Annotated in this window: 15 protein-coding genes, 1 tRNA gene and 2 pseudogenes; 10 read left to right on the top strand and 8 right to left on the bottom strand. The window is 40.8% G+C overall.

Annotated elements, in window-relative coordinates; genetic code table 11:
* Complete coding sequence (locus AACQ83_RS06860; protein ID WP_112876908.1) at window positions 1-330, bottom strand: type II toxin-antitoxin system RelE/ParE family toxin; 330 nt, start codon at window positions 328-330, stop codon at window positions 1-3.
* Entirely contained in the window at window positions 299-535 is a 237-nt protein-coding gene (locus tag AACQ83_RS06855) for a TA system antitoxin ParD family protein (RefSeq protein WP_112876907.1), read from the bottom strand. The genes AACQ83_RS06860 and AACQ83_RS06855 overlap by 32 nt, the downstream gene beginning before the upstream one ends.
* 409 nt (window positions 536-944) lie before the next feature.
* Between AACQ83_RS06855 and AACQ83_RS06850 the strand changes: the two genes are divergently transcribed.
* Complete coding sequence (locus tag AACQ83_RS06850; RefSeq protein ID WP_112876906.1) at window positions 945-2,666, top strand: phospholipase; 1,722 nt, start codon at window positions 945-947, stop codon at window positions 2,664-2,666.
* Between the two features lie 192 nt (window positions 2,667-2,858).
* Here AACQ83_RS06850 and AACQ83_RS06845 read toward each other — a convergent pair whose 3' ends face one another.
* Both AACQ83_RS06845 and dsdX read right to left on the bottom strand, forming a co-directional pair.
* Complete coding sequence (locus AACQ83_RS06845) at window positions 2,859-4,190, bottom strand: D-serine ammonia-lyase (protein ID WP_112876905.1); 1,332 nt, start codon at window positions 4,188-4,190, stop codon at window positions 2,859-2,861.
* Between the two features lie 415 nt (window positions 4,191-4,605).
* On the bottom strand, window positions 4,606-5,943 hold the full coding sequence (gene dsdX / locus AACQ83_RS06840; protein WP_112876904.1) for a D-serine transporter DsdX: 1,338 nt from the start codon (window positions 5,941-5,943) through the stop codon (window positions 4,606-4,608).
* Window positions 5,944-6,184: 241 nt separating this feature from the next.
* Here dsdX and dsdC point away from each other — a divergent pair, with 241 nt between their 5' ends.
* Both dsdC and AACQ83_RS06830 read left to right on the top strand, forming a co-directional pair.
* Entirely contained in the window at window positions 6,185-7,123 is a 939-nt protein-coding gene (gene dsdC / locus AACQ83_RS06835; RefSeq protein ID WP_112876903.1) for a DNA-binding transcriptional regulator DsdC, read from the top strand.
* Between the two features lie 514 nt (window positions 7,124-7,637).
* Window positions 7,638-8,210, top strand: coding sequence for an Ail/Lom family outer membrane beta-barrel protein (locus tag AACQ83_RS06830; protein ID WP_112876902.1), 573 nt, complete (start codon window positions 7,638-7,640; stop codon window positions 8,208-8,210).
* A 180-nt stretch (window positions 8,211-8,390) separates the two neighbouring features.
* Here the strand turns inward: AACQ83_RS06830 and AACQ83_RS06825 are convergent.
* Window positions 8,391-8,466, bottom strand: a tRNA-Lys gene (locus AACQ83_RS06825).
* A 252-nt stretch (window positions 8,467-8,718) separates the two neighbouring features.
* Here AACQ83_RS06825 and cycA point away from each other — a divergent pair.
* From cycA to AACQ83_RS06805, 4 genes and pseudogenes are all read left to right on the top strand, one after another.
* Window positions 8,719-10,125: a D-serine/D-alanine/glycine transporter gene (gene cycA, locus AACQ83_RS06820; protein WP_112876901.1), complete on the top strand. Its 1,407-nt coding sequence runs from the start codon at window positions 8,719-8,721 to the stop codon at window positions 10,123-10,125.
* Window positions 10,126-10,483: 358 nt separating this feature from the next.
* Window positions 10,484-10,685: pseudogene (locus AACQ83_RS06815) on the top strand (NAD(P)H:quinone oxidoreductase); the annotation flags it as partial.
* Window positions 10,686-11,237: 552 nt separating this feature from the next.
* Window positions 11,238-12,464, top strand: coding sequence for an alpha-xenorhabdolysin family binary toxin subunit A (locus tag AACQ83_RS06810; protein ID WP_275658139.1), 1,227 nt, complete (start codon window positions 11,238-11,240; stop codon window positions 12,462-12,464).
* Window positions 12,465-12,506: 42 nt separating this feature from the next.
* The gene (locus AACQ83_RS06805; RefSeq protein ID WP_112876899.1) at window positions 12,507-13,523 is read left to right on the top strand and encodes an alpha-xenorhabdolysin family binary toxin subunit B; all 1,017 of its coding nucleotides are present in this window, start codon (window positions 12,507-12,509) and stop codon (window positions 13,521-13,523) included.
* Window positions 13,524-13,567: 44 nt separating this feature from the next.
* On the opposite strand, the pseudogene AACQ83_RS24570 reads toward AACQ83_RS06805, so the two are convergent.
* Window positions 13,568-13,753, bottom strand: a pseudogene (locus AACQ83_RS24570) (IS982 family transposase); the annotation flags it as partial.
* Between the two features lie 242 nt (window positions 13,754-13,995).
* Here AACQ83_RS24570 and AACQ83_RS06800 point away from each other — a divergent pair.
* Window positions 13,996-15,024, top strand: coding sequence for an NAD(P)-dependent alcohol dehydrogenase (locus tag AACQ83_RS06800; RefSeq protein WP_112876898.1), 1,029 nt, complete (start codon window positions 13,996-13,998; stop codon window positions 15,022-15,024).
* Between the two features lie 3 nt (window positions 15,025-15,027).
* On the top strand, window positions 15,028-16,539 hold the full coding sequence (gene xylB / locus AACQ83_RS06795) for a xylulokinase (protein WP_112876897.1): 1,512 nt from the start codon (window positions 15,028-15,030) through the stop codon (window positions 16,537-16,539).
* Window positions 16,540-16,713: 174 nt separating this feature from the next.
* Here the strand turns inward: xylB and putP are convergent, their stop codons facing one another.
* Entirely contained in the window at window positions 16,714-18,198 is a 1,485-nt protein-coding gene (putP, locus tag AACQ83_RS06790) for a sodium/proline symporter PutP (protein ID WP_112876896.1), read from the bottom strand.
* A 486-nt stretch (window positions 18,199-18,684) separates the two neighbouring features.
* Between putP and putA the strand changes: the two genes are divergently transcribed.
* Entirely contained in the window at window positions 18,685-22,665 is a 3,981-nt protein-coding gene (gene putA / locus AACQ83_RS06785; RefSeq protein ID WP_112876895.1) for a trifunctional transcriptional regulator/proline dehydrogenase/L-glutamate gamma-semialdehyde dehydrogenase, read from the top strand.
* A 630-nt stretch (window positions 22,666-23,295) separates the two neighbouring features.
* On the opposite strand, the gene fliZ is transcribed toward putA, so the two are convergent.
* Window positions 23,296-23,808 (bottom strand): flagella biosynthesis regulatory protein FliZ, encoded by a 513-nt coding sequence (fliZ, locus tag AACQ83_RS06780; RefSeq protein ID WP_011146218.1) that lies wholly within the window; start codon window positions 23,806-23,808, stop codon window positions 23,296-23,298.
* Between the last annotated feature and the right edge of the window lie 25 nt (window positions 23,809-23,833).

Here is a 23,833-nt window from a genome sequence, read left to right as displayed (position 1 = left end):
CTATCCAATGAGCTTTAAATCTGCTTTTCTGTGTCGCTTTTGTTCCTGATAAAAATTTTCATGAGAGCCAAAGTTCAGCAGGTATAACTCTATTTTCTCTTCAACCCAACAGTAACCAAGCAATGTTAACTGGTTATTTAACTTAAATTTATGGACTCGAAGGAAACTTAAATCACCTTTCTTCTGCTCACCGATTTCAGGATTATCAATTATTCTATCAATCTCATCTTCTACTATCGTAAGAAGATCCTCAGATAACTTAGATAATGCCTTAGAGAAACGTCTTGTTTCATAAACTTCAATCTTTAGATCTTTTTGTCCTTCTGACATAACGCGACACCTTACCGCTATTGACTTCGCTTTTTGCCAGTAAAGAATCAAGGATAAAAGAGTACGGCAAATCAGGGTTATCCTCCGCAATGCGGCCAATCTTAGCCCAATGCTCGATTTGCTTAGGTACACTTCTGCTTGAAGCTGCTGCATGAATTTTTACATCATTCACGAAATCATCATCCAAACGTATACTGATAGCCATAGTTTAGTTTACCCCTCTGGGATTTTGTACTACATGTGTTATAAAATGCACGTGTATAAAATGCAACATTTTATCGCATTATGCAATTATTAATTACAATTTCGATATCTCTATCCCCATGATATAAAAGGGAATCTCTCAAAATCCCCCGCTCAACGCAATAAGACACAGCAAGGCCAATTTTATTCTCATCCTCAATAAAACTGGCTTCATTGAATTGTTGATATCGCCTGAATTACGGACCTATGACTCAGAAAAATCGATTTATCTCCCCTTTAAAAATGCGAAGTCGGTTCTATCTTTTTTAACTTCCCCCCCTCAAAAATTGATTATGATTATAAATAGCTTGCCTGATGCTGGCAGGCTGTTGGTTGATATGTAAAAAAATTGTTGCTTGGAGGATGTATATATGAATTTATTGGATGGTTTACAAAAAAAACTGGACGGTTACTTTAATAAAACAAGTGAAATCAACTATGTAAAAATATTTGATACTCCCAAAATATGGGGGCTTCCTTTTGGAAAAGAGATAATGCCACAGGCGGTTAAAAGAGCAGTGGAATTTGAAGAGGCTATTGTCAGCATTCTGGAAAACATGCGTTATCGCTGCGATATTTCCTCCTTGAATGCCCCGGATGCAGAGTGGAGAAAAGTTATCCTATCAGCTATCGATCGCGCATTTACCAAAAAAATAGACAGGAAGGACAGAACTCAGATAAGGTTCTTATTCGCTCAAACACCGACATCTTTGTTAAACGGTGTGAATTCATACTTTGAAGGTACTCCTGAATATCTGGCATTGAAGGATGATATTATTAAATTAATTCAAGAAAGGAGAGATAATTGGGAGTGTATACCTGAAATATGGATTGGTCGGTTTTACAGGATAGTAGACGGACTCAAAGTATCATTAGAGAAGAAAGTGCTGCCAGAGGAAATGTTTCCAGAAGCTGATACCAGAATGACATGGAATCATACAAAAATTATCGCAGTTGATGGAATTGAATCATTTGTCGGGGGCCATAATTTAAATATGGATCTTTTTAAAAACTACCCTCCAGTTCATGATGTCTCTGTTAAAGTTATAGGAACGGCATCATTAAGCTCACAATTATTTTTAAATAACATGTGGGAGGCTGATACAGACCTCTTAACTAAAGAATTCTTTGATATAGATGAAAATCGATGGGTTAATGCAAATGGTATTGTGGGAAAGCCGGCAGATCCATTAAAAAAAGAGCACATTACTGAATATATAGACAGAAAAAAAGAAGAATGCCTAAAAAATCCACCTAAGGACCCAGAATATAAGAAAACAAGCAGGATATTATCCGTAGGTAAATATTGGTCTGGGCCTGATATGCGAACGGATTATAAAAAAGGCTCCGAAATAATGAAAGAGTTTATAATAAAGAATGCAAAGAAAAAAATCCGCATGTCCCAACAGGATCTTGTCAGTGCATGGAAAAAACAATGGCGAGATCACCATGTGTGCCGATGGTTGATAGAAGCATTGCTTGCTAACCCCGAGCTGGAAGTTCAAATTGTTGTATCGCCACTTGATGCAGCCGCAGGTGCTTCTGGTGATCAATATTCTTTTGGTTCTGGAGCCAAAAGAACGTTTGAATTATTTAAATACTATTTGACACATGATGAGCATACCAATGAGAAGCTGAAAGATCCGGATGGAATCAGGCAAGCCGCACTGAAAAGAATAGAGGTTGCCCCTTTTTTCTTTACAGACAAAGTACCTGAAGATCTTTTGATTGAAGGTAATACATACAAATGGCCAAGCGCGGACGAAAGTTCTTATACTGCTACGCTAAAAGAACCGTCTCTTTCTGAAAGACTTCCACAGGAAGGTGCTATAGGACGCCCATTCCGGTCCTTAATTAAAGCGAGTGGTCCGGTATATCCCAAAGTTCCCCCTGCTCCTGGGAATCATGCAAAAGTAACAATAATTGATGATGAACTCTACGTGGTTGGTTCTGATAATCTCTATCCAGGGTATCTTTCGGAGTTCAACTATCTTATTGAGGGAGAAGATGCGGTGAAAGCTTTCATAGAATCCTACTGGGAACCGTTATGGAAATACTCAGGAACACATTCATTTAATTACAAAAATGTTTGATGTAAGTAACAAATGTACTGTTATTCCCGCCAACTGCTGGCGGGAATATCACTTGAAAAACATTAAGAAGATGACTTTTCAGGGTAGGAAACCAAATCAACGCGTTTTTCAGTAATAGCCTTGAGGCCAGCAGGACCTCGAACCTGAGAAACCAGATGCTGGCAACCGGATTGCCCCTGTGAAAGATACCAATTAGATTTTGGCTGTCGCCAAGTACTTTGTCATTTCATCATCGGGCACCATACCACCACCGGTTGCCCAAACCAAATGCGTAGCCTGTTTCATCTTTTCTGCTGAAAGGTTCTTATTGTTCAGGTAATCAAGGTTTCCACTCACACGAGCAGGGCCCGCCATCCCAACTAACGCCGAAGGCTCTAACCGGATACCTTCATCACGATCCAGTAAACCCAACAGATTATACATTTCCTGATCTTGAACAGTATAAAACCCATCCAGCAAACGTTCCATCGCGCGCCCAACAAAGCCAGAAGCCCTGCCTACCGCAAGACCATCAGCAGCAGTGATATTGTCGATTCCGATATCCTGCACGCAAATATTGTCATGCAAACCAGTATATACCCCCAACAACATACTGGGAGAATGGGTCGGCTCAGCAAAAATGCAGTGCACATGATCACCAAAAGCCAGTTTCAATCCAAATGCAACACCACCAGGACCGCCACCGACACCACACGGCAAATAAACGAATAGTGGGTGATCTTCATCAACCACAATATTCATCTGCTCAAACTGCGCCTTTACCCGTCCACCTGCGACAGAATATCCCAGAAACAACGTTTGGGAGTTTTCGTCATCAATAAAGAAACAGTTAGGATCAGATTCGGCTTCTTTACGCCCTCTGGCTACGGCTACCCCATAATCTAGCTCATGTTCCACAACATTGACCCCATGTGAACGTAGCTTTTGCTTCTTCCATTCACGAGCATCGGCAGACATATGCACGTTGACATTAAAGCCCAGTTTTGCACTGACAATACCAATGGACAGCCCCAAATTGCCGGTAGAACCTACAGCAATGCTGTATTGATTAAAGAACTGTCTAAACTCTTCTGAAAACAGTTTGCTGTAATCATCGTTTTCAGAAAGCAACCCTGCCTGTAATGCCAATTTTTCCGCGTGAGTTAACACTTCATAAATTCCACCACGGGCTTTAATCGAACCGGAAATGGGCAAGTGGCTGTCTTTTTTAAGCAAAATTCTCCCGGTGATACCCACACCATAATGTTGCTCCAGTGTTTTTTGCATCGTAGGTATAGCCACTATTTCTGATTCAATAATGCCATGTGTGACGGCTGTTTCCGGAAAAGCTTTACATAAATAAGGCGCAAAACGATCCAAGCGTGCTTCAGCATCCTCAACATCATCAGCGCCCAAACCGACAAAAGGCAATCCCTCTTTCAAGGTGGTATTACAAGGGTTAAGCCAGAAGATTTCCTCTAATTCCATCAAATTTTTTACTAACGGATGTTCATTTAGTAATTGTTGAATTTCAGTACTTTTCATATATGTATTAACCCAAGATGAGTGTTTCCCTGGTATATACCCGTTATCTTTCAAGTTGCCTCTTTGTTGGCTACACTCGCTCACCCCGGTCACATAGTTATCTATGCTCCCGTGGATCGCTCCCTTGCCGTCACGATGCATCTTGAAATCCATAGGGTATATAAAAACAACTGTTGCTTTTTCGATTATTAGAATTTTATTATATTCAATATGTTATGTTTACTACAACTTCTTACCAATATCAGCACATCATATTTTATTTATTTTTTATCTTCCCCTTATTTCGATTACTACGTTAATGTTTATTTTGTTTATTATTTTAGCTATAAAAGCTGCCTATTTTATAGGCTTCCCTGGTATTGACACTTCGCACTTCTTATTCTTATTTTTCAAACTGAGCTGTTGCTTCTTTCCATTACACAATGGTAGAAAGAAGAAACGTCCCAATCAACGCAACCACAGACGCAATAAGTGTTGCGGTTGTATAGTACTTAAAAGTTTCACTGAGCGTTGTCCCACAATATTGCTTAACCAACCAAAACAGTGAATCAGTCACAATAGTACAGCCGATAGCACCGGAACCAATAGCCAATGTAATGATTTCAGGACTAATATCTGGATATAACGGCAACATAGGCGAAACAATTGCTGTTGCTCCCATCATTGCGACTGTTGCAGAACCAACCGCCGCATGCAAAATAATGGCAACCAACCAAGACAAAAGAATTGGGTGCATATCCAGACTCGACAAAATAACAGCCAACGATTCACTAAGGCCACTGACTTTTAAAATACTATTAAATGCTCCGCCCGCGCCGATAATTAATAAAATATTGGCGATAGAAGAGAAACAATCTTCTGTTTTCGTCAACAGCATACTCATTCCCATATTTTGCTTGATGCCCAAGGTGTAATAGGCAACAAACGCGGCAATGAACATAGCTGTAATAGGATTACCAATAAATTCCAGCACCATATAAAACGTGGTGCCTTTTTCCATATTTAATTCAGTAACCGTTTTAACCAACATTAACCCAATTGGTAATAACACAGTAAACAATGTCATGCCTAAAGAGGGTAAATTCTCTTCTTTACGAACTGCAATTTCAGAAAATTCTGCCGGAACCGATTTAAAAGGCAGACGGCTACCGAGAAGTTTCTGAAATAATGGACCACCCACCAAAGCTGCAAACAGGCCAACAATCAGCCCATAAACAATCACCGAACCAATATCTGCACCCAGTTTATTCGTCACAAATAATGCAGCCGGGTGTGGAGGAACAATACAGTGAACCGCCATCAACGCTGTACATAACGGGATCGCTAATTTCAGCAGTGACGTATTGGTTTTCCTGGCAATAGAAAATGCCAATGGAATTAACAATACCACCCCTACTTCGACAAACAGCGTAATACCACAAACCAGACCAATTAGTACCATAATGATATCGGGTGACAGCCATCGGCATTTTTGCAATGTGATACCAATACGCTCTGCCGCGCCGGATATCTCCATCATCTTACCAAGAATGGTCCCCAGACCAATCACTACGGCCAAAAAACCTAACGTATCCCCGATTCCCCCTTGAATGGCGCTCACCATTTCAACAGGGTTCATTCCCATTAAGGCACCGACATAAAAACTGGCTAATAATAACGCAAGAAAAGGGTGAATTTTTAATTTAATTATCGTAAATACAATTAACACAATACTTGTGAGTAACGTACCAATCACCCAAGGTTGTGAATCCACTTAATCATTCCCCACAGTTAGCCTCTGTTCGTCACACGAATTTTCATTATTGAATATGAATATTCAATTTTTGACAAATGATTAATACATAGTCATGCATGAATCAAATTGAGTCAATTCAGTGATACCGATCAAAATTTTCACTTTATTTGCGATTTAAATCACTAAAACTATCTGAAACATACCGCCTTAATGATACGGTTGTATTATCCGTCGTCGATGAACTAGAAACACGATAAATATGTACACAGATGATAATTTCATGGTTGTAAATAAATTACTCAATGGAAGCCAGTTATCAAAACTGCATACATTTGAGATAGCCGCTCGCCACTGCTCTTTTGTTTTGGCTGCTGACGAATTAGCTATCACTGCCAGTGCGGTCAGCCATCGAATCAGTTCTCTGGAACAAGAGTTAGGATTCAAACTTTTCCAACGTTTTCACAGAAAAATTGAATTAACTAGTGAAGGCAAGCGTTTATTTTGGACAATTAAATCAACGCTGGAACACCTAAATCAGGAAATTCTGGAAATAAAAAATCAGGAGTTATCGGGTAACCTGACTATTTACTCCCGTCCGACCTTTACTCAATGCTGGCTAGTGCCTAAATTGGCTGATTTTAATCAGCTATATCCATCCATTAACCTGAACATCTTAGTCGGTAATGAAAATGTGAATTTCCGCGGTTATGGTATCGATCTTGCGATCTATTTTGATGATATTATATCCAACGAATTATCACATCAATATCTGATGAGTGAATATATTACCCCGGTCTGTAGCCCGCAGTATGCCGAACAACATAATCTAATGGGAAATATTGATAATTTACGATACTGCACACTATTGCATGATAAACAAGCATGGAGCTACGATTCTGATACCAAAGAGTGGAATACTTGGGCAGAACACTTTGACATGACACTGGAGCCATCACAAAAGTGTATTGTCTTTGATCGTTCCGATTTAGCTGCCGTTGCTGCAATACACCATGCAGGTGTTGCAATGGGAAGAAAAAATATGATTTGGGAAAAAATTGAAAACAATGAATTAATCGCCCCCTTTCCCAACACTGAAGTATTATGTCAACAATATTACTATACCTGTACCCTTCCTCAACAACAGAATGAGAAAGTCAATGCCTTTATCCAATGGCTAAAATCAACTATAGACAAATAAAAATATAGCCAACCATTAACGGATATAACAAATCTGCTCTATTTTAAGTGGCGACAGTTAGTCGCCACAGAATTTAACAACGGATTCTACCGTACTTTCAATCCCATCATTTATACCCGTTATCTTTCAAGTTGCCTCTTTGTTGGCTGCACTCACTCACCCCGGTCACATAGTTACCTATGCTCCCGGGGATTCGCTCCCTTGCCGTCGCGATGCATCTTGAAATCCATGGGGTATATTAGCTCTAGGAAAATATTGCTTACCACCGTCTCAAATACTGTTCTACCTTTAATACATGATGATTTTAATACTAGCTTTATTATTTATATCTTTATCACTATTTCTATCCTTAAAAAGTCAGTAATAATGTAATTATTTGAAAATAACATCTAAATTTAATCAAAAAATATATACTAATGGTGTAAGTTATGATACTTGTCACAACTGCTAGTAAGCAAATCGTTTAAATGAGTTATAAAGTCGTTTATTTTAGAAGTATATAGAGTGTAATGAAATGCAAAAATTGTTATTAAGCTGTGGAGTTATCTTTTCTGTATCTGCGATAACTTTACCTGCTCAAGCAGAACAACATACAGCTTCAATCGGATACGCCTATGTGAAACCACAAGATGCGAGTGCGCTAAATGGCGCAATATTGAGTTATCGATACGAATTGGATGACCAATGGGGGCTATTATCATCATTTACCTTTGCTAAAGGAGATGATAAAGAGACGACAAAAGATTATCACTCAAAAAGTGATGTTAAGTACTATTCCCTAATGGCGGGCCCAACCTATAGGATTAATAACTATATTAGCTTATATGGTCAACTGGGATTATCCAGGATTAATGCAGAATCTTCCACCCACTATAAACCTTCTCCACACTATAGTGGTGGATATATTGAAAAGGAAGCAGTAAGCAAAAACACTTTAGGTTGGGGCGCGGGTTTTATTATCAACCCAACTACCAACACCTCAATTACTGCCGGTTATGAAGGTAGCCGTTTTAGTATTAAAGACGGAAACGAGAAAGATCACTTATCTACTAACGGTTTTAATATAACTGTCGGCTATCGTTTCTAATTTAATTAATGAGCAATGTATCATCACCGGGGTTGAATATTCCACAAAATTGACAATCTTGGTGATTTATCGAAATAATCTTAACTCAATTCTGCATGCCAGAAAGCCTGACCCTCGCTTAAGAAAGCTTATCAACCATGAGTAGCCGCCAATAATTAACGCGTTTGATTGGCCTTAACTTGGTGGGTTGTCGGGGGCTCGAACCCCGGACCAATTGATTAAGAGTCAACTGCTCTGCCGACTGAGCTAACAACCCAATACAAGTAATTATTCCTCTACACAAAGCTGTCGTCAATATATTATGACTATTTTTTTCTAAAAGAATAATTCACATTCAATTCCAACAGCATTGACAAGTTAAATTGCAACCAATTTGTTTTTAAAGTGAGATCAGACTGTTATTACTATAGTAATCTGTGTCACAATATTTTTCGCAAACATCATCATATATAAGGCCACTTAAAGAGCCGTAACAATTTACCTAAGAAAATATTGGATACTATATACTATGGCAGAAAATATACACACTTCACTTTCCGCTAAAACCGGGGAAACGCAGTTGCAACGTAATCTAAGCAACCGGCATATACAACTTATCGCTATTGGCGGCGCCATCGGCACGGGTCTGTTTATGGGATCAGGGAAAACAATCTCTCTCGCCGGACCATCGATCATATTCGTTTATATGATTATCGGTTTCATGCTGTTCTTCGTGATGCGCGCAATGGGTGAACTATTGCTTTCAAACCTGAATTATAAATCATTCAGTGATTTCTCCGCCGATTTGCTCGGGCCCTGGGCAGGTTTTTTCGTCGGCTGGACTTATTGGTTTTGTTGGGTCATTACCGGTATCGCCGATGTAGTCGCAATCACTTCCTATATCAGCTATTGGCAACCAGATTTTCCACAATGGCTTACTTCCCTACTCTGTGTTTCACTACTGCTCTCCCTTAATCTGGCTACAGTGAAATTATTCGGGGAAATGGAATTCTGGTTCGCTATGATAAAAATCGTTGCCATTATCGCTTTAATCGTGACAGGCGCTGTTCTGATTGGCATGCATTTTCAATCTCCAGCCGGTCATACCGCTTCACTGGCAAATATATGGAATGATGGTGGATTCTTTCCCAAAGGGTTAAGTGGATTTTTTGCCGGATTTCAGATAGCTATATTTGCCTTTGTGGGCATTGAATTAGTAGGCACAGCGGCCGCAGAAACTAAAGATCCAATGAAATCGCTGCCCAGAGCCATTAATGCCATCCCGATTCGTATTATCACCTTCTACGTACTGGCGCTGATAATTATTATGTCAGTCACACCGTGGCGTTCAATCATTGCAGATAAAAGTCCTTTTGTTGAGCTGTTTGTTCTAATCGGTTTACCCGCTGCCGCCAGTATCGTGAACTTTGTGGTATTAACCTCCGCCGCCTCTTCAGCAAACAGTGGGGTTTTCTCCACCAGTCGCATGCTATTTGGATTAGCAAAAGAAGGCGATGCGCCACAGCAATTCAGCCGCCTTTCACGCCGTTCTGTGCCTGCATCAGGGTTAATCTTCACTTGTTTATGTTTATCCTGTGGTGTGGTGCTGATTTATTTAATTCCTGATGTTATGCATGTATTTACCCTAGTCACTACCGTTTCAGCCATTCTATTTATGTTTATTTGGAGCATGATCCTGTGCTCATATTTGGTTTACCGGAAACGTCGCCCAACATTACATAAGGCTTCAACCTATAAAATGCCATTGGGTGTTATCATGTCATGGGTCTGTCTGGCATTTTTTGCATTTGTTCTGATATTACTCACTTTACGGGATGATACCCGCCAAGCATTAATCATCACGCCTATCTGGTTTATGGTTTTAATTATCGGTTTTCAAGTTGTAAAAAAACGTAGAACACGTTTGTACAGTTAACTTATTCAAATCCTTAATATCTATACCCTATGGATTTCAAGATGCATCGCGGCGGCAAGGGAGTGAATCCCCGGGAGCATAGATAACTATGTGACCGGGGTGAGCGAGTGCAGCCAACAAAGAGGCAACTTGAAAGATAACGGGTATATATGACCTGTTGGAATAATACTCCACAGGTCTTTTCTATTGCTGCAAGCCGAAAAATCACCACTACACTTACTCTATCGGTTAAGAAAATCTTTCTTGCAAAATAAGGTCATTCCACCTTATTCCATCAATAATATTGATGAATTTAAATAACAGGCTGCCGTTATTGTAAACTTCGCAGCCACTTTTTAACCTTATAGGAGAAAGCAATATGACTAAAATTCTTGTGCTTTATTATTCCATGTACGGTCATATTGAAGCGCTGGCATCCACAGTGGCAGAAAGTCTCTGACGTAGAAGTCACGATTAAACGCGTGCCAGAAACCATTCCACCAGAAGCATTTACCAAAGCAGGTGGTAAAGTAGATCAATCTGCTCCGATTGCATCCGTACAAGAGCTGGTTGATTATGATGCCGCCGCATGCGATAAATTTCGCCTATCTGCTCGATAAATGAAGCGACAATTGTGTTTCATCTATTGAAAAATTTTTACACAACTAACGTCATAAATATGACTGTAATTTATTCTATTTACCCATTTTTCCTTTAAATCTGTAGCAAGGTAACCAATTCCGCACAGCTAGGCGGTATATTCTGCACTCATTAAAATAGGGTTAACACCTCTATCATAATGCACAGTACAGAATGAAATGCCTAACCAAATGAAAATGATTGGAATGCATTCAGCTATGATGATAGGCAATCTAACTTTTAAATACATGACCATATTATTAAATTTTTTTTACTTTAATCTCATTAAAGTCAAATTTCAGTTTGAGAAATGTTTTCTGTAAAGAAACAAAAAAATAAACTAAAATAAATTTTTGGATGAAAATATTTACTTTTGTCATTAAAGTCCATGTAAGCAAACCTATTTTAATTGTAATTAAATAAAAAGGTTTTCATAACATTAAATATGTAGTTAAATTTAATTTGATAAATAATCAACACTAATGGATAACAATATGTTATTAAATCAATCTTTAGAAGAAAATAAATTACCTGAATTAGAAGTTCCTGCTGCTACTTTAAATATATTAACCGGCCAAGCACAAGGAGCAGCCCGTTCAGCGGGAATCTTTACTAAAGAAGACCTCATTAATATCAAATTATATGTTAAAAATGGCTTGGAACTTCCTTTTACTTTGCCGGCGGTAAAGGAATATATTCATTACAATGATACTGATATTGATGGTTTGAAACCTGAAAATATTAAGACTTTATTTGAAGAAATTCATAACCATGCGCTTAGCTGGAGTGAGGTAGAAGATAAAGTCCAACGACAGAGTATCGATCTGGAAAATGCAGGAAAACAAATTACCCAAAAGGGAGAGTCAATAATCAAAATCATTGAAAAAATGCCGATTACAGATAGTATAGAGACATTAAAAAACACATACAATAATCGCAAACCAACCAATGAGCAATTATTTAAAATAACTTATACCGATGTTGATAAAAAAGTAGCAGTCGGATTGAAAAGTATCCTAGAAAGCATGGAGAAAGATATAAAAGAACATAAGGAGAATAGCCAGCGAGTTAAAGATGCAATAACCGACTTTAAAATCACACTGTTTGGTGGAACTTTATCAGATGGCAAAAAAGCTGATGGATTACTGCCACAGGTTGATATCAAGCAAAAACTGATGGATGATAATAATCTTTCTGCAACTATCAAAGAGCTGCAAGATGAGATCAATGAGAAGAAAAAAGATATTGAGCAACTCCAAAAAGACTATAATAAATATGTTGAATTGTCATTTTCTGGCGCGGCTAGTCTTATTGGCTGGGCGATTACCGGTGGTATTTTTGGTCCTAAAGCAGAAAATGCGCGTAAACGGAAAAATGAATTGATTGAGGAAGTCAAAGAGTTACAAAAGAAAATTAAAGGTAAAAGTGCATTACAAACGGCAATCCAAAATTTATCCTTACACTGCCTTAGTATTCAGACCTGTATGCAAGATGCAGAAGTTGCCCTAAAACACTTGGATTTCATGTGGAGTACAATGCTAATGCAAATTAAGCTCTCCAAAAAATCGTTTGCTGAAATTGATAATGCATCGATGCTTTTAGTGTTTGAGGAAACATTTAAGCAAGCTATTAGCCCCTGGAAAGAAGTTCAAGGTTCTGCTGAAAAATTGGTTAAAATTTTTGATGAAGCATTGGCGGAATATAAAAAACTCTCTAGATAATTTCTTAAATTAATTTATAAAGTGAAAAAGGAATATTAAAAAATGTCTGAGAGTATCATCTCACAAAAAGAAATCCAGTATCCAAAAGTTAATATCAAATCCTTGGATGAGACTGTAAATAAAATTTGGCTTTTGGCAGAACGACAAACATCCGGTATTACAGCTATTGGAGAGAAAACCGAGCGAATCAGGTTCTATAGCCGTGAACTCAGTGAATTGGTAAGTGAATCTTTATCACAATTATCACCAATATTAAGTCAATTTTTAGCAGGAGATATTTTCCGATCAATCCGTAAAATTGATAAAGCCCTGGAAGCTCATGATTTGAGTGATGAGAATCGCAATGCCATACTAAAAGGACGCGATCAATTGATTCAGAAATTATCGAAAGATATTCACAATGTGATTGCTAATTTCGATGACAGAATCAACAAACTGACTGGAAAAATTAATGATATTAACGATATAGTGATTGCAGAGCATTTTAAAGATGTGTTGGCGAAAACAAAAAAACAAAAGGCAGAATTGCAGAGTGATATTGAACAGAAAACCAAAGAAAGAAATAATTTAGATGCAGAACGGAATAAAATTATCGAAAGTCAGGATGTTATTCGCGCAAAAAATATTGCGGATATGTTTAAAGATTATCTCCCAAATACCAATGATATCGATGGCCTGAATTTCGCTCAACCTGAAAAAGAAATTATTAAACAAAGTATTGAGATAGTAAAAAAAGTATTGGGCAAGGTTTCTGAAGGATTGAAATACATCGATTTGGAAAATGCCAGAATGAAGCTCACTGAGCAAATTGATCATACCATGCAAGAATCTAAGGCACTGAAAGCGACATTAGAGGAAACAGAGCTGAGGCTTTCTGGTTTAAATGATGTGATGCAAATCGATACAGAACGCACCACTATGCTTAACGAAGTGGGTAAACTAGAAAAAGCGTGGCGTTTATTCTCCAGTCAATTACACGAATTATCAGATAAGGATATTAATCAGGACTATCTAACCAATCTGATAAACGGACAATTAAATTTCTTGGATAATTTGTAATATCAATATAATATGTTGAAATAGAAATAAATATATTGGTAACGTCAACTTCGTTTAAGAATAGCGATATCATAATCCCGTAAATTCAAGCTCGGTTTTTTTAGGTTGGAACGTATAAGCGATTAGGCCTACGGCGACTTCCAATAAAAAGCCGAGCTGATTGCGGTGCCCTGAATGCCCATCTAAGAAATATTTTTGAGCTGATCCACGACCGGTTGAATATACCTTTTGCCAAAAAAGTTATTGTTTTTTCAATATACAGTTGCTTGCTCATACTCATAATATTGATATCATTATATTGTCAATATACATGTCAAAATAGTGATCAAGTGGGCAGTTCCTTTCTCAATATCGACGATAAAATACACCATTTAATAAGACCTTAACTTAAATCACATAAATATAATAATTTTCGATCTAATATCCCCTCAAATAAATGATATCAATAACATCAAAATTAAGAGGGCAAATCATGAAGGCATTAGTATTAGAAAAAGCAGGTCAGATTTCAATTCAAGATTGGGAAGCCTCCGAAATACTGGGTGAAAATGATGTTGAAATAAAAATTCACTCAGTGGGGATTTGCGGCAGCGATGTGCATTATTATCAATACGGGCGCATTGGGCCATTTGTTGTCGAAAAGCCGATGATCCTCGGGCACGAAGCATCAGGTGTAATCACAGCAGTAGGTAAAAACGTGACTCACTTAAAAATCGGTGATCGTGTCTGTATGGAACCTGGAATTCCTAATCTGCAATCACCACAATCACGGGCAGGTATTTATAACTTAGATCCAGAAATCTGTTTCTGGGCGACGCCCCCTATTGATGGTTGCTTACGTGAAAGGGTTATTCACCCGGCAGCATTTACGTTCAAATTACCTGATAATGTCAGTTTTGCCGAAGGTGCAATGGTTGAACCATTATCTATCGGTATGCAAGCAGCCACAAAAGCAGAAATTAAACCTGGAGATATCGCATTAGTTGTTGGTGCTGGCACGATCGGAATTGTTACCGCACTTGCTGCATTAGCCGGTGGTTGTTCTGATGTCATTATTTGTGATGTGTTCGATGAAAAACTAGAAATTGCAAAACAGTATCCAGGTCTTCACCCGGTTAATAACAAAGTACTTGCTGAGAAAGTGAATACCTTAACCGATGGTAATGGCGTCAATATTCTATTTGAATGTAGTGGCGCAAAACCCGTCATTACCACTATTTCAGAGCACATTACACCGGGTGGAATAGCTGTTCTGGTCGGGATGCCTATTGATCCAGCGCCATTTGATATTGTCTCTGCCCAAGCTAAAGAGATCACATTCAAAACAATCTTCCGCTACGCAAATATGTATCCTCGTACTATTCGTTTACTCAGCGCTGGCAAGCTCAAGGTAACCCCCCTATTATCCGCAACCTATAAATTTAAAGACAGCGTTCAGGCGTATGAACGAGCCGCAGAGGGTCGTCCGACAGATATCAAAATTATGTTGGAAATGGAGTAACACATGGCGCTCTATGCTGGTATCGATTGCGGTACACAAAGTACTAAAGTCATTATTGTCGATAGCCAAAAAGCGCATATTTTGGGTGAAGGCAGCTCTCCTCACCCAATAATTAGCGATTCAAACGGCCGTCGTGAACAACAGGCTCACTGGTGGACAGAAGCACTGGAAAATGCCTTTGCTCAGGCGATCAAGCAAGCAGGAATTTCTGGTACAGAAATTGTCGCTCTTGCCGTATCAGGCCAACAGCACGGTTTTGTTCCTCTGGATGCAGAAGGTCATGTTTTAGCGCCGGTAAAACTCTGGTGTGACACTGAAACTACGGCTGAAAATCAGGAAATTATTGATGCACTCGGTGGTACGCAAGCTGCTTTAGCACAACTCGGATTAATGCCGCAAACAGGTTATACCGCATCTAAAATTCTTTGGTTCAAAAAATACCACCCTGAGTTATGGGAAAAACTGAACGCCGTTTTATTACCTCATGATTATCTCAATTATTGGCTAACAGGCAGATTAGTTGCCGAATATGGTGATGCTTCAGGAACGGGATTATTGAATATTCGTAAACGCGAATGGGATAACCAAATTGCCCAATTCATTGATCAAGATGGCCGTCTTTGGAATGCATTACCTGAATTGGTTTCCGCTGAGACCTGTATTGGCACAGTAAAGCCTGAAATAGCAAGAAGATTAAGGCTTTCACCGACAACCAAAGTTGCGTCTGGCGGGGGCGATAATATGATGGCTGCAATTGGAACGGGTAATATCATTCCAGGTATCACGACCATGAGTTTAGGCACCTCTGGCACCCTATTCACTTACTCTGACAAACCAATTGTCGCTGATTCTGAAATGATCGCGGGTTTCTGTTCCTCTAATAATGGATGGTTACCATTGATTTGCACGATGAATGTGACTTCAGCCACAACCACCATTCAAAAGCTGTTTAATATGGATATTCAGGCTTTTAATGACACATTGAACCAGAGTAAACCCGGTGCTAATGGTTTGATGATGCTACCGTTTTTTAATGGTGAACGTGTTCCACCGCTTCCCCACGCCAAAGCGAGTCTCCATAACCTGGATATTAGCAATATGAATCAACAAAATTTCATTTTGGCGGCAGTCGAAAGCGCCACCTACGGGCTACGTTTTGGTATTGAATTATTTCGCAAGCAAGGGATTGAAATTAATGAGATCCGTTTGACCGGCGGCGGCGCTCGCAGTAAAAAATGGCGGCAAATTGTGGCTGATGTCATGAATACGCCTGTTATTTGTGTCACTAACCAAGAAGCTGCCGCACTGGGTGCGGCTATTCAAGCTATGTGGTGTGATTCCTTGGCAGAAGAGAAAGATAAACAAGCGCAGCTCGCCCACCTTTGCCAATATTTTGTTCATCTTGATGAAGAAACCCGCACCGTTCCAACCCCCGAAACGGCCACATTATATGATGTGTTTTATCAAGATTATTTATCTCTGCTTACTACTGAATATCCCGAGGTGAAGATATGACGACATTGATCGCCGATAATTCTCTTAATGAATGACTCAAGGTCACTGGTATCCAATAATTTTTCATGATGAAAAAACAAACCTCGCTATTTTAAACGAGGTTTGTCGGCAGTGTGGTGAAGGCGTTTCGCCTTCACGCTTTTTTACCTTTATTTCAATTTACTTTATTTCAACTCATTTAGTCTTATATTGCGCCTCAGCATCAATAAAACGCTGTTGCGCTGTGCTACTCGGTGCTTTGCCCAACAGACTCACAATCACGATCGCAATAGAAGCTAAGATAAAGCCAGGAATAATCTCATACAACGCAAACCACTGGTATTTCATCCACACCAATACCGTGACGGCCCCTACCAACATCCCCACTAATGCGCCATTACGTGTCATACGTTTCCAGATAACAGAAATCAGTACGACCGGGCCGAACGCAGCACCAAATCCAGCCCATGCATTACTGACCAGAGCCAGTACTTTATTGTCCGGGTTGGTTGCTATCACCATTGCGATGACCGCCACCAGCAACACCATGAAACGCCCCACCCACACTAACTCTTTCTGGCTGGCAGATTTACGGATAAAGGGTTTGTAAAGATCTTCCGTCAAAGCACTTGCACACACCAGCAACTGACAGCTTAAGGTACTCATCACCGCAGCCAGAATAGCAGAGAGTAAAATGCCCGCTATCCACGGATTAAACAGAATAACCGCCAATTCCATAAAGATACGCTCACGGTTGGCTGTGACCGGGCCAGACAGTTCAGGATGCATTTCAAAATAAGCAATACCAAAGAAACCGACAGCAATAGTGCCTGCCAAACATAACACCATCCAGGTCATACTGATACGACGAGCCTTGCGGATAGTGTGATGGGAGTCTGCCGCCATAAAACGCGCCAGAATATGTGGCTGACCAAAATAACCTAACCCCCAACCCAACAGCGAGATAATGGCAATAAAGTTCAACCCTTTAAACATATCCATATAAGCCGGGCTTTTTGCTGCTATCAGAGCCAGAGAGGTATCAATGCCACCCACAGAGAAAATAACGATGACCGGCGTCAAGATAAGCGCAAAGATCATTAATGAGGCCTGAACCGTATCAGTCCAACTGACCGCCAAGAAGCCGCCAAGGAAAGTATAGGCAATTGTTGCTGCGGCACCGAGCCACATGGCCTTCTGATAACTGATACCAAACGTACTTTCAAATAACAATCCTCCGGCAACCACGCCAGAAGCACAATAGATGGTGAAGAAGATCAGAATAACCAGTGCAGAAATAATACGTAGAATTTTGCTACTATCCTCAAAACGACCGGTGAAATAATCCGGCAATGTTAGCGCATTATTATTGACTTCCGTCTGGATACGTAGCCTGCCTGCCACCAATTTCCAGTTCAGGTAAGCACCTAAAGCAAGACCAATGGCTATCCAGCTTTCTGAAATCCCCGCAAAATAGACTACGCCAGGTAAGCCCATTAATAACCAGCCACTCATATCCGAAGCACCGGCAGACAAAGCCGTTACCACACTACCTAATCGCCTTCCTCCCAAGATATAGTCATCAAAATTTTTGGTTGAACGATAAGCCAAAAAACCTATCAACAACATTCCAGTAATGTAGACAATAAAGGTGATTAGCATTGGTGTATTTACTGTCATGCAAGTTCTCCATAGTGTTATCTGTGTTTTGCAAATCCGCAGTTCTCCCGGGTACACAGAGTTTTCCCTGTCAGGTTCAGGAACGTTGCACCTGATTGCACCTAAAGATGGACCATAATTCTAAATTGAAATAATTATTTTTGTAACCAATTAGAAAGTTACAGTGAATCCTAGATTAGCATCAGGTAATTTAACAACTAATTAACGCCATTTTTTACAAAAAACGTTTACTGAATCACATTTATTTGATTTAAAAATTATACTTTTTAACCATTTTAGGGTTATACGCCTACATTAGCCACAAAAGGTTAAACCAATATATATCAATCAAATAAAGTCACAAAAATAAATATATCCACCTAATTATAATAACTAGATTAATTTCACAAAAATAAAACAAGCGATTCTCATAAGGTTGCACAAAGTTGCAACATGTCAGATATTATCATGCAATTTTAGATAAACCTTACCTATTAAGGAGCAAGGATGGGTAGTACAACAATGGGCGTGAAGCTTGATGAAGCAACGCGCGATCGCATTAAAGCTGCGGCACAACGGATTGACCGCACTCCACATTGGCTAATTAAACAAGCTATTTTTAATTATCTTGAACGTCTTGAAAACGATGAACAGATCGCTGAACTCTCTGCTAGTCAGGATATTAAAGAAGAGAAGATAATCGCAGAAGAAACGGTAACAGATTCGTCTCATCAACCTTTCCTCGACTTCGCAGAACATATCCTGCCTCAATCAGTAAAACGTTCCGCAATTACTGCTGCCTATCGCCTGCCAGAAACACAGGCCGTTCCCATGCTGCTACAACAGGCGCAATTGCCAGAAGATCAGGCACAAGCAACTCATAAGCTGGCTTACAGCATTGCAGAAAAATTGCGTAACCAGAAAAACAGCATGGGTCGTTCAGGTCTGGTTCAAGGGTTATTGCAGGAATTCTCGCTTTCATCTCAGGAAGGCGTTGCGCTAATGTGTCTTGCGGAAGCCCTGCTCCGTATTCCTGATAAAGCCACTCGCGACGCGCTGATCCGCGACAAAATCAGTAACGGCAACTGGCATTCTCACCTAGGCCAAAGTTCGTCCATGTTTGTCAATGCAGCAACCTGGGGGCTACTGTTTACCGGCAAACTGGTTTCTACCCACAACGAAGCCAAACTCTCCAATTCACTGAATCGCATTATCAGTAAGAGCGGCGAACCATTAGTGCGTAAAGGCGTAGATATGGCAATGCGCCTGATGGGTGAACAGTTTGTGACCGGAGAAACCATCGCCCAAGCGCTGGCAAGTGCACGTAAGCTGGAAGAAAAAGGGTTCCGTTACTCCTACGACATGCTAGGTGAAGCCGCTTTAACTGAGGAAGATGCTCAGAATTATATGGTTTCCTATCAACAAGCCATTCATGCTATCGGGAAAGCATCTAATGGCCGCGGCATTTATGAAGGGCCTGGAATTTCCATTAAGCTTTCTGCCCTGCACCCGCGTTATAGCCGTGCTCAATATGAACGCGTCATCAATGAGCTATATCCACGCCTGCTTTCTCTGACATTACAAGCTCGCCAATATGATATTGGTATCAATATTGATGCCGAAGAAGCAGATCGTCTGGAAATTTCTCTCGATCTGTTGGAAAAGCTCTGTTTTGAACCACAACTAGCTGGCTGGAATGGCATTGGTTTCGTCATTCAGGCTTATCAGAAGCGCTGCCCCTTTGTTATCGATACAGTTATTGACTTAGCACAGCGCAGCCGCCGTCGGCTGATGGTGCGACTGGTAAAAGGCGCTTACTGGGATAGTGAAATTAAACGTGCTCAAATCGACGGGCTGGAAGGTTATCCAGTTTACACCCGCAAAGTTTATACTGACGTTTCTTATCTGGCTTGCGCCCGCAAACTGTTGTCAGTACCTAATCTGGTTTATCCTCAGTTCGCTACTCATAACGCCCATACTTTAGCTGCTGTTTATCATATGGCGGGCCAAAACTATTATCCCGGTCAATATGAATTTCAGTGTCTGCATGGCATGGGAGAACCATTGTATGAACAAGTGGTCGGGAAAATCGCTGATGGTAAATTAAACCGCCCATGCCGTATTTATGCGCCAGTAGGCACTCACGAAACACTGCTAGCTTATCTGGTCCGCCGTCTGCTGGAAAATGGTGCTAACACCTCTTTCGTCAACCGTATCGCCGATACCACATTACCACTGGATGAACTGGTTGCCGATCCGGTGAAAAAGGTTCAGAAACTGGCCGAAACCGAAGGTCAAATCGGTCTTCCACATCCGAAAATTCCTCTGCCTCATAATTTATATGGCAAAGATCGCGCAAACTCAGCCGGTCTAGATCTTGCCAACGAACATCGTCTGGCATCTCTTTCCAGTGCGCTATTAAGTTCTGCTACCGAAGAGCAGTATAGCGAGCCACTACTGGGCGGCAATTATCACCATCAAGGTGAGTTACCAGCCGCTAAACCGGTTATTAACCCGGCGACACCTTCGGATATTGTCGGTCATGTTCGTGAAACAACTGAACAGGAAGTCGGTCATGCGCTGAATGTTGCAACAGAAGCCGGCGCAATCTGGTTTGCCACGCCACCATCAGAACGGGCAGCCATTTTAGTTCGTGCGGCGGAATTGATGGAAAACCAGATGCAACCGTTATTAGGTATTTTAGTGCGGGAAGCTGGCAAAACCTTTAATAATGCGATTGCTGAGGTACGCGAGGCGGTCGATTTTCTCTACTACTATGCGGGACAGATTCGCCATGATTTCGCTAATGATACGCATCGCCCACTGGGGCCGGTTGTCTGTATCAGCCCGTGGAACTTCCCATTAGCCATTTTTACCGGACAGATAGCGGCTGCATTGGCTGCCGGTAACAGCGTATTAGCAAAACCTGCGGAACAGACCCCATTAATTGCGGCAACAGCGGTCAAAATACTGCATCAAGCAGGTATTCCCCACGACGCATTGCAATTATTACCCGGCCGAGGTGAAACCATTGGTTCTCTTCTGGTGGGTGATGAGAGAGTACGAGGCGTGATGTTTACTGGCTCCACTGAAGTGGCCGGCCTATTACAACGTAATATTGCCGGACGGCTTGATGCACAAGGGCGCCCAACCCCTCTGGTTGCCGAAACTGGTGGTCTGAACGCCATGATTGTCGACTCTTCCGCACTGACAGAACAAGTTGTTACTGATGTGGTCGCCTCTGCTTTTGACAGTGCCGGTCAACGTTGCTCTGCCTTGCGTATCCTCTGTATTCAAGATGATGTAGCAGAACGCACCATTGCTATGCTGAAAGGCGCCATGTCTGAATGCCGGATGGGTAATCCTGAGCGCCTGTCTACCGATATCGGCCCGGTCATTGATGCGGAAGCCAAAGCCGGCATTGATCGTCATATTCAAGCAATGCGTACCAAAGGGCGCACGATTTATCAGGCAGCACAAGATAATGTGGTTGACAATCAAGAGTGGGATCAAGGCACCTTTGTTAAACCGACACTAATTGAACTAGAAAGCTTTGATGAATTGAAGCAGGAGATTTTCGGGCCGGTTCTGCATGTTGTCCGTTTTAAACGTAATGAACTGGATAAATTGCTGGATCAAATTAATAGTTCCAACTATGGCCTGACTCTGGGTGTCCATACTCGTATTGACGAAACGATTGCACAAGTTACCGCTAAAGCGAAAGTCGGTAATCTGTATGTTAACCGCAACATGGTAGGCGCTGTTGTTGGCGTACAGCCATTCGGTGGTGAAGGCTTGTCTGGTACCGGACCGAAAGCAGGCGGCCCACTCTATTTGTACCGTCTACTCTCTTGCCGTCCTCAAAATGCGATCAACCAAACGTTGGAACGTCAAGATGCTGAATATCCATTGGATGCCAATGCCCGTTCAGCGCTAATGGCTCCCTTTGATGCATTAACAGAATGGGCAGCCAATCAGCACAACGAAGAGCTAAATCAGTTAGTTCAACAATATAAATTGCTGGCACAAGGTGGCACCACCCGCCTGTTGCCTGGGCCGACGGGCGAACGCAACACTTACACCCTGTTACCTCGTGGTCAGGTGCTGTGTCTGGCGGATAATCAACAAGATACATTCATTCAACTGGCAGCAACACTGTCTGTAGGCTGTCAATTGCTATGGCAAAATGATGAACTACATCAGAAACTGTTTCGTCAATTGCCAGATAGCGTCCGTAAATCAATCAATTTGGTTCAGGACTGGCAGAGTGAAGATACGGCATTCGAAGCGGTTATTTACCACGGCGACTCTGATCAACTGCGTCAAGTTTGCGAACAAGTCGCTCAACGTAAAGGCGTTATCATTTCCGTACAAGGTTTTGCCCGTGGAGAAACTAATCTGCTGTTAGAACGTTTGCTACATGAACGCTCATTGAGCATTAATACCGCAGCGGCGGGGGGTAATGCCAGTTTGATGACTATCGGTTAATTTCGGCTGTAGCTAAGGGGAATACATCAAAAATGTATTCCCCAAGAGTCTTAGCTTAATCACTGGTTGTTTGCCCACGGTTCATTACTGTTTCAGATATTCCTTTAGCCATATATACCCGTCATCTTTCAAGTTGCCTCTTTGTTGGCGGCACTCACTCACCCCGGTCACATCGTTATCTATGCTCCCGGGGACTCGCTCCCTTGCCGTCGCGATGCATCTTGAAATCTATAGGGTATACAATATATTGCCGAACACAAAAATCAATAAGATTTCGAATGATATTGGGAAAATTAATGTTGAGATGGCTAAAAAAAATAATAAGGTAAAATAAATTGGCGCCTATTGTGATATTTAAAAAACTTCCCACATCACTTCTGTAATTTTAAGCAAATGAAATAATAGAAAAAATCCCGTAACAAATAGGTAATTTGCCCAACGTATAAATTCTTCTACACACCCTGATGGGCGATTAAACCGGATTAATGAAGAAAATGAGTTGCATTATTATTCATAATGAAAGAAACGAACCTCGTTATTTTTAACGTGGTTTGTCCACGGTCCAAAGGGAACACATCAAACATGTGTTCCCCCCAAATTAATCATCTCTTTGCTGTTTATATTTCCAGCTTAGTGACCGCCCTGTTGCCAGCTCAAATACTGTTCATACTTGCGCAAAGCAATGTTGTAGTTACTGAATGCCGACTGTGACAGCTTTTCACTCAGTTTTTCCTGAATTTTCTCTGTTGTGAACTCTTTTACAGGGTAATTGCTTGAAGTGAGCAATTCATCCAAACGTCGTAAACGAACCACATACTCACGAACAGTACTATGACTCATTTCAGTCTGTTCAAACAGGTACTGTTTGAACGACATGATGTCAAAATAATCTGTCTCGCTATTGCAATAAATCTCACTGCAAAAACGACATAACGCGACAAATTTATCTTGCAGCTCATCCCAAGTCTTGTCATCAATCAACTCCGTCATCTCGGAGATGGACTCTTTGTTGATCACTTGGCCATTAAAAACCAAAGAGATACGGTCAAGAGCTTTGTGACAATGCAAGCAATGAGTTTGACTATGCTTGTAGTCTTTAATGTAACGGCTGAGCGGCCGTTTCTTTTGTGTTGTAACAGACATAAGAGATAAGCCCTGTGTGTAGTCT

The organism is Photorhabdus sp. S10-54 (genome assembly GCF_963878145.1).
GTDB lineage: Bacteria > Pseudomonadota > Gammaproteobacteria > Enterobacterales > Enterobacteriaceae > Photorhabdus > Photorhabdus kayaii.
This window is presented reverse-complemented; position numbering and strand designations above follow the sequence as displayed.

What these genes read in the sequence shown, in the direction of transcription:
- AACQ83_RS06860 (WP_112876908.1), bottom strand. Translation starts at nt 330, where the DNA reads ATGTCAGAAGGACAAAAAGATCTAAAGATTGAAGTTTATGAAACAAGA.
- AACQ83_RS06855 (WP_112876907.1), bottom strand. Translation starts at nt 535, where the DNA reads ATGGCTATCAGTATACGTTTGGATGATGATTTCGTGAATGATGTAAAA.
- AACQ83_RS06850 (WP_112876906.1), top strand. Translation starts at nt 945, where the DNA reads ATGAATTTATTGGATGGTTTACAAAAAAAACTGGACGGTTACTTTAAT.
- AACQ83_RS06845 (WP_112876905.1), bottom strand. Translation starts at nt 4,190, where the DNA reads ATGAAAAGTACTGAAATTCAACAATTACTAAATGAACATCCGTTAGTA.
- dsdC (WP_112876903.1), top strand. Translation starts at nt 6,185, where the DNA reads ATGTACACAGATGATAATTTCATGGTTGTAAATAAATTACTCAATGGA.
- AACQ83_RS06830 (WP_112876902.1), top strand. Translation starts at nt 7,638, where the DNA reads ATGCAAAAATTGTTATTAAGCTGTGGAGTTATCTTTTCTGTATCTGCG.
- cycA (WP_112876901.1), top strand. Translation starts at nt 8,719, where the DNA reads ATGGCAGAAAATATACACACTTCACTTTCCGCTAAAACCGGGGAAACG.
- AACQ83_RS06810 (WP_275658139.1), top strand. Translation starts at nt 11,238, where the DNA reads ATGTTATTAAATCAATCTTTAGAAGAAAATAAATTACCTGAATTAGAA.
- AACQ83_RS06805 (WP_112876899.1), top strand. Translation starts at nt 12,507, where the DNA reads ATGTCTGAGAGTATCATCTCACAAAAAGAAATCCAGTATCCAAAAGTT.
- AACQ83_RS06800 (WP_112876898.1), top strand. Translation starts at nt 13,996, where the DNA reads ATGAAGGCATTAGTATTAGAAAAAGCAGGTCAGATTTCAATTCAAGAT.
- xylB (WP_112876897.1), top strand. Translation starts at nt 15,028, where the DNA reads ATGGCGCTCTATGCTGGTATCGATTGCGGTACACAAAGTACTAAAGTC.
- putP (WP_112876896.1), bottom strand. Translation starts at nt 18,198, where the DNA reads ATGACAGTAAATACACCAATGCTAATCACCTTTATTGTCTACATTACT.
- putA (WP_112876895.1), top strand. Translation starts at nt 18,685, where the DNA reads ATGGGTAGTACAACAATGGGCGTGAAGCTTGATGAAGCAACGCGCGAT.
- fliZ (WP_011146218.1), bottom strand. Translation starts at nt 23,808, where the DNA reads ATGTCTGTTACAACACAAAAGAAACGGCCGCTCAGCCGTTACATTAAA.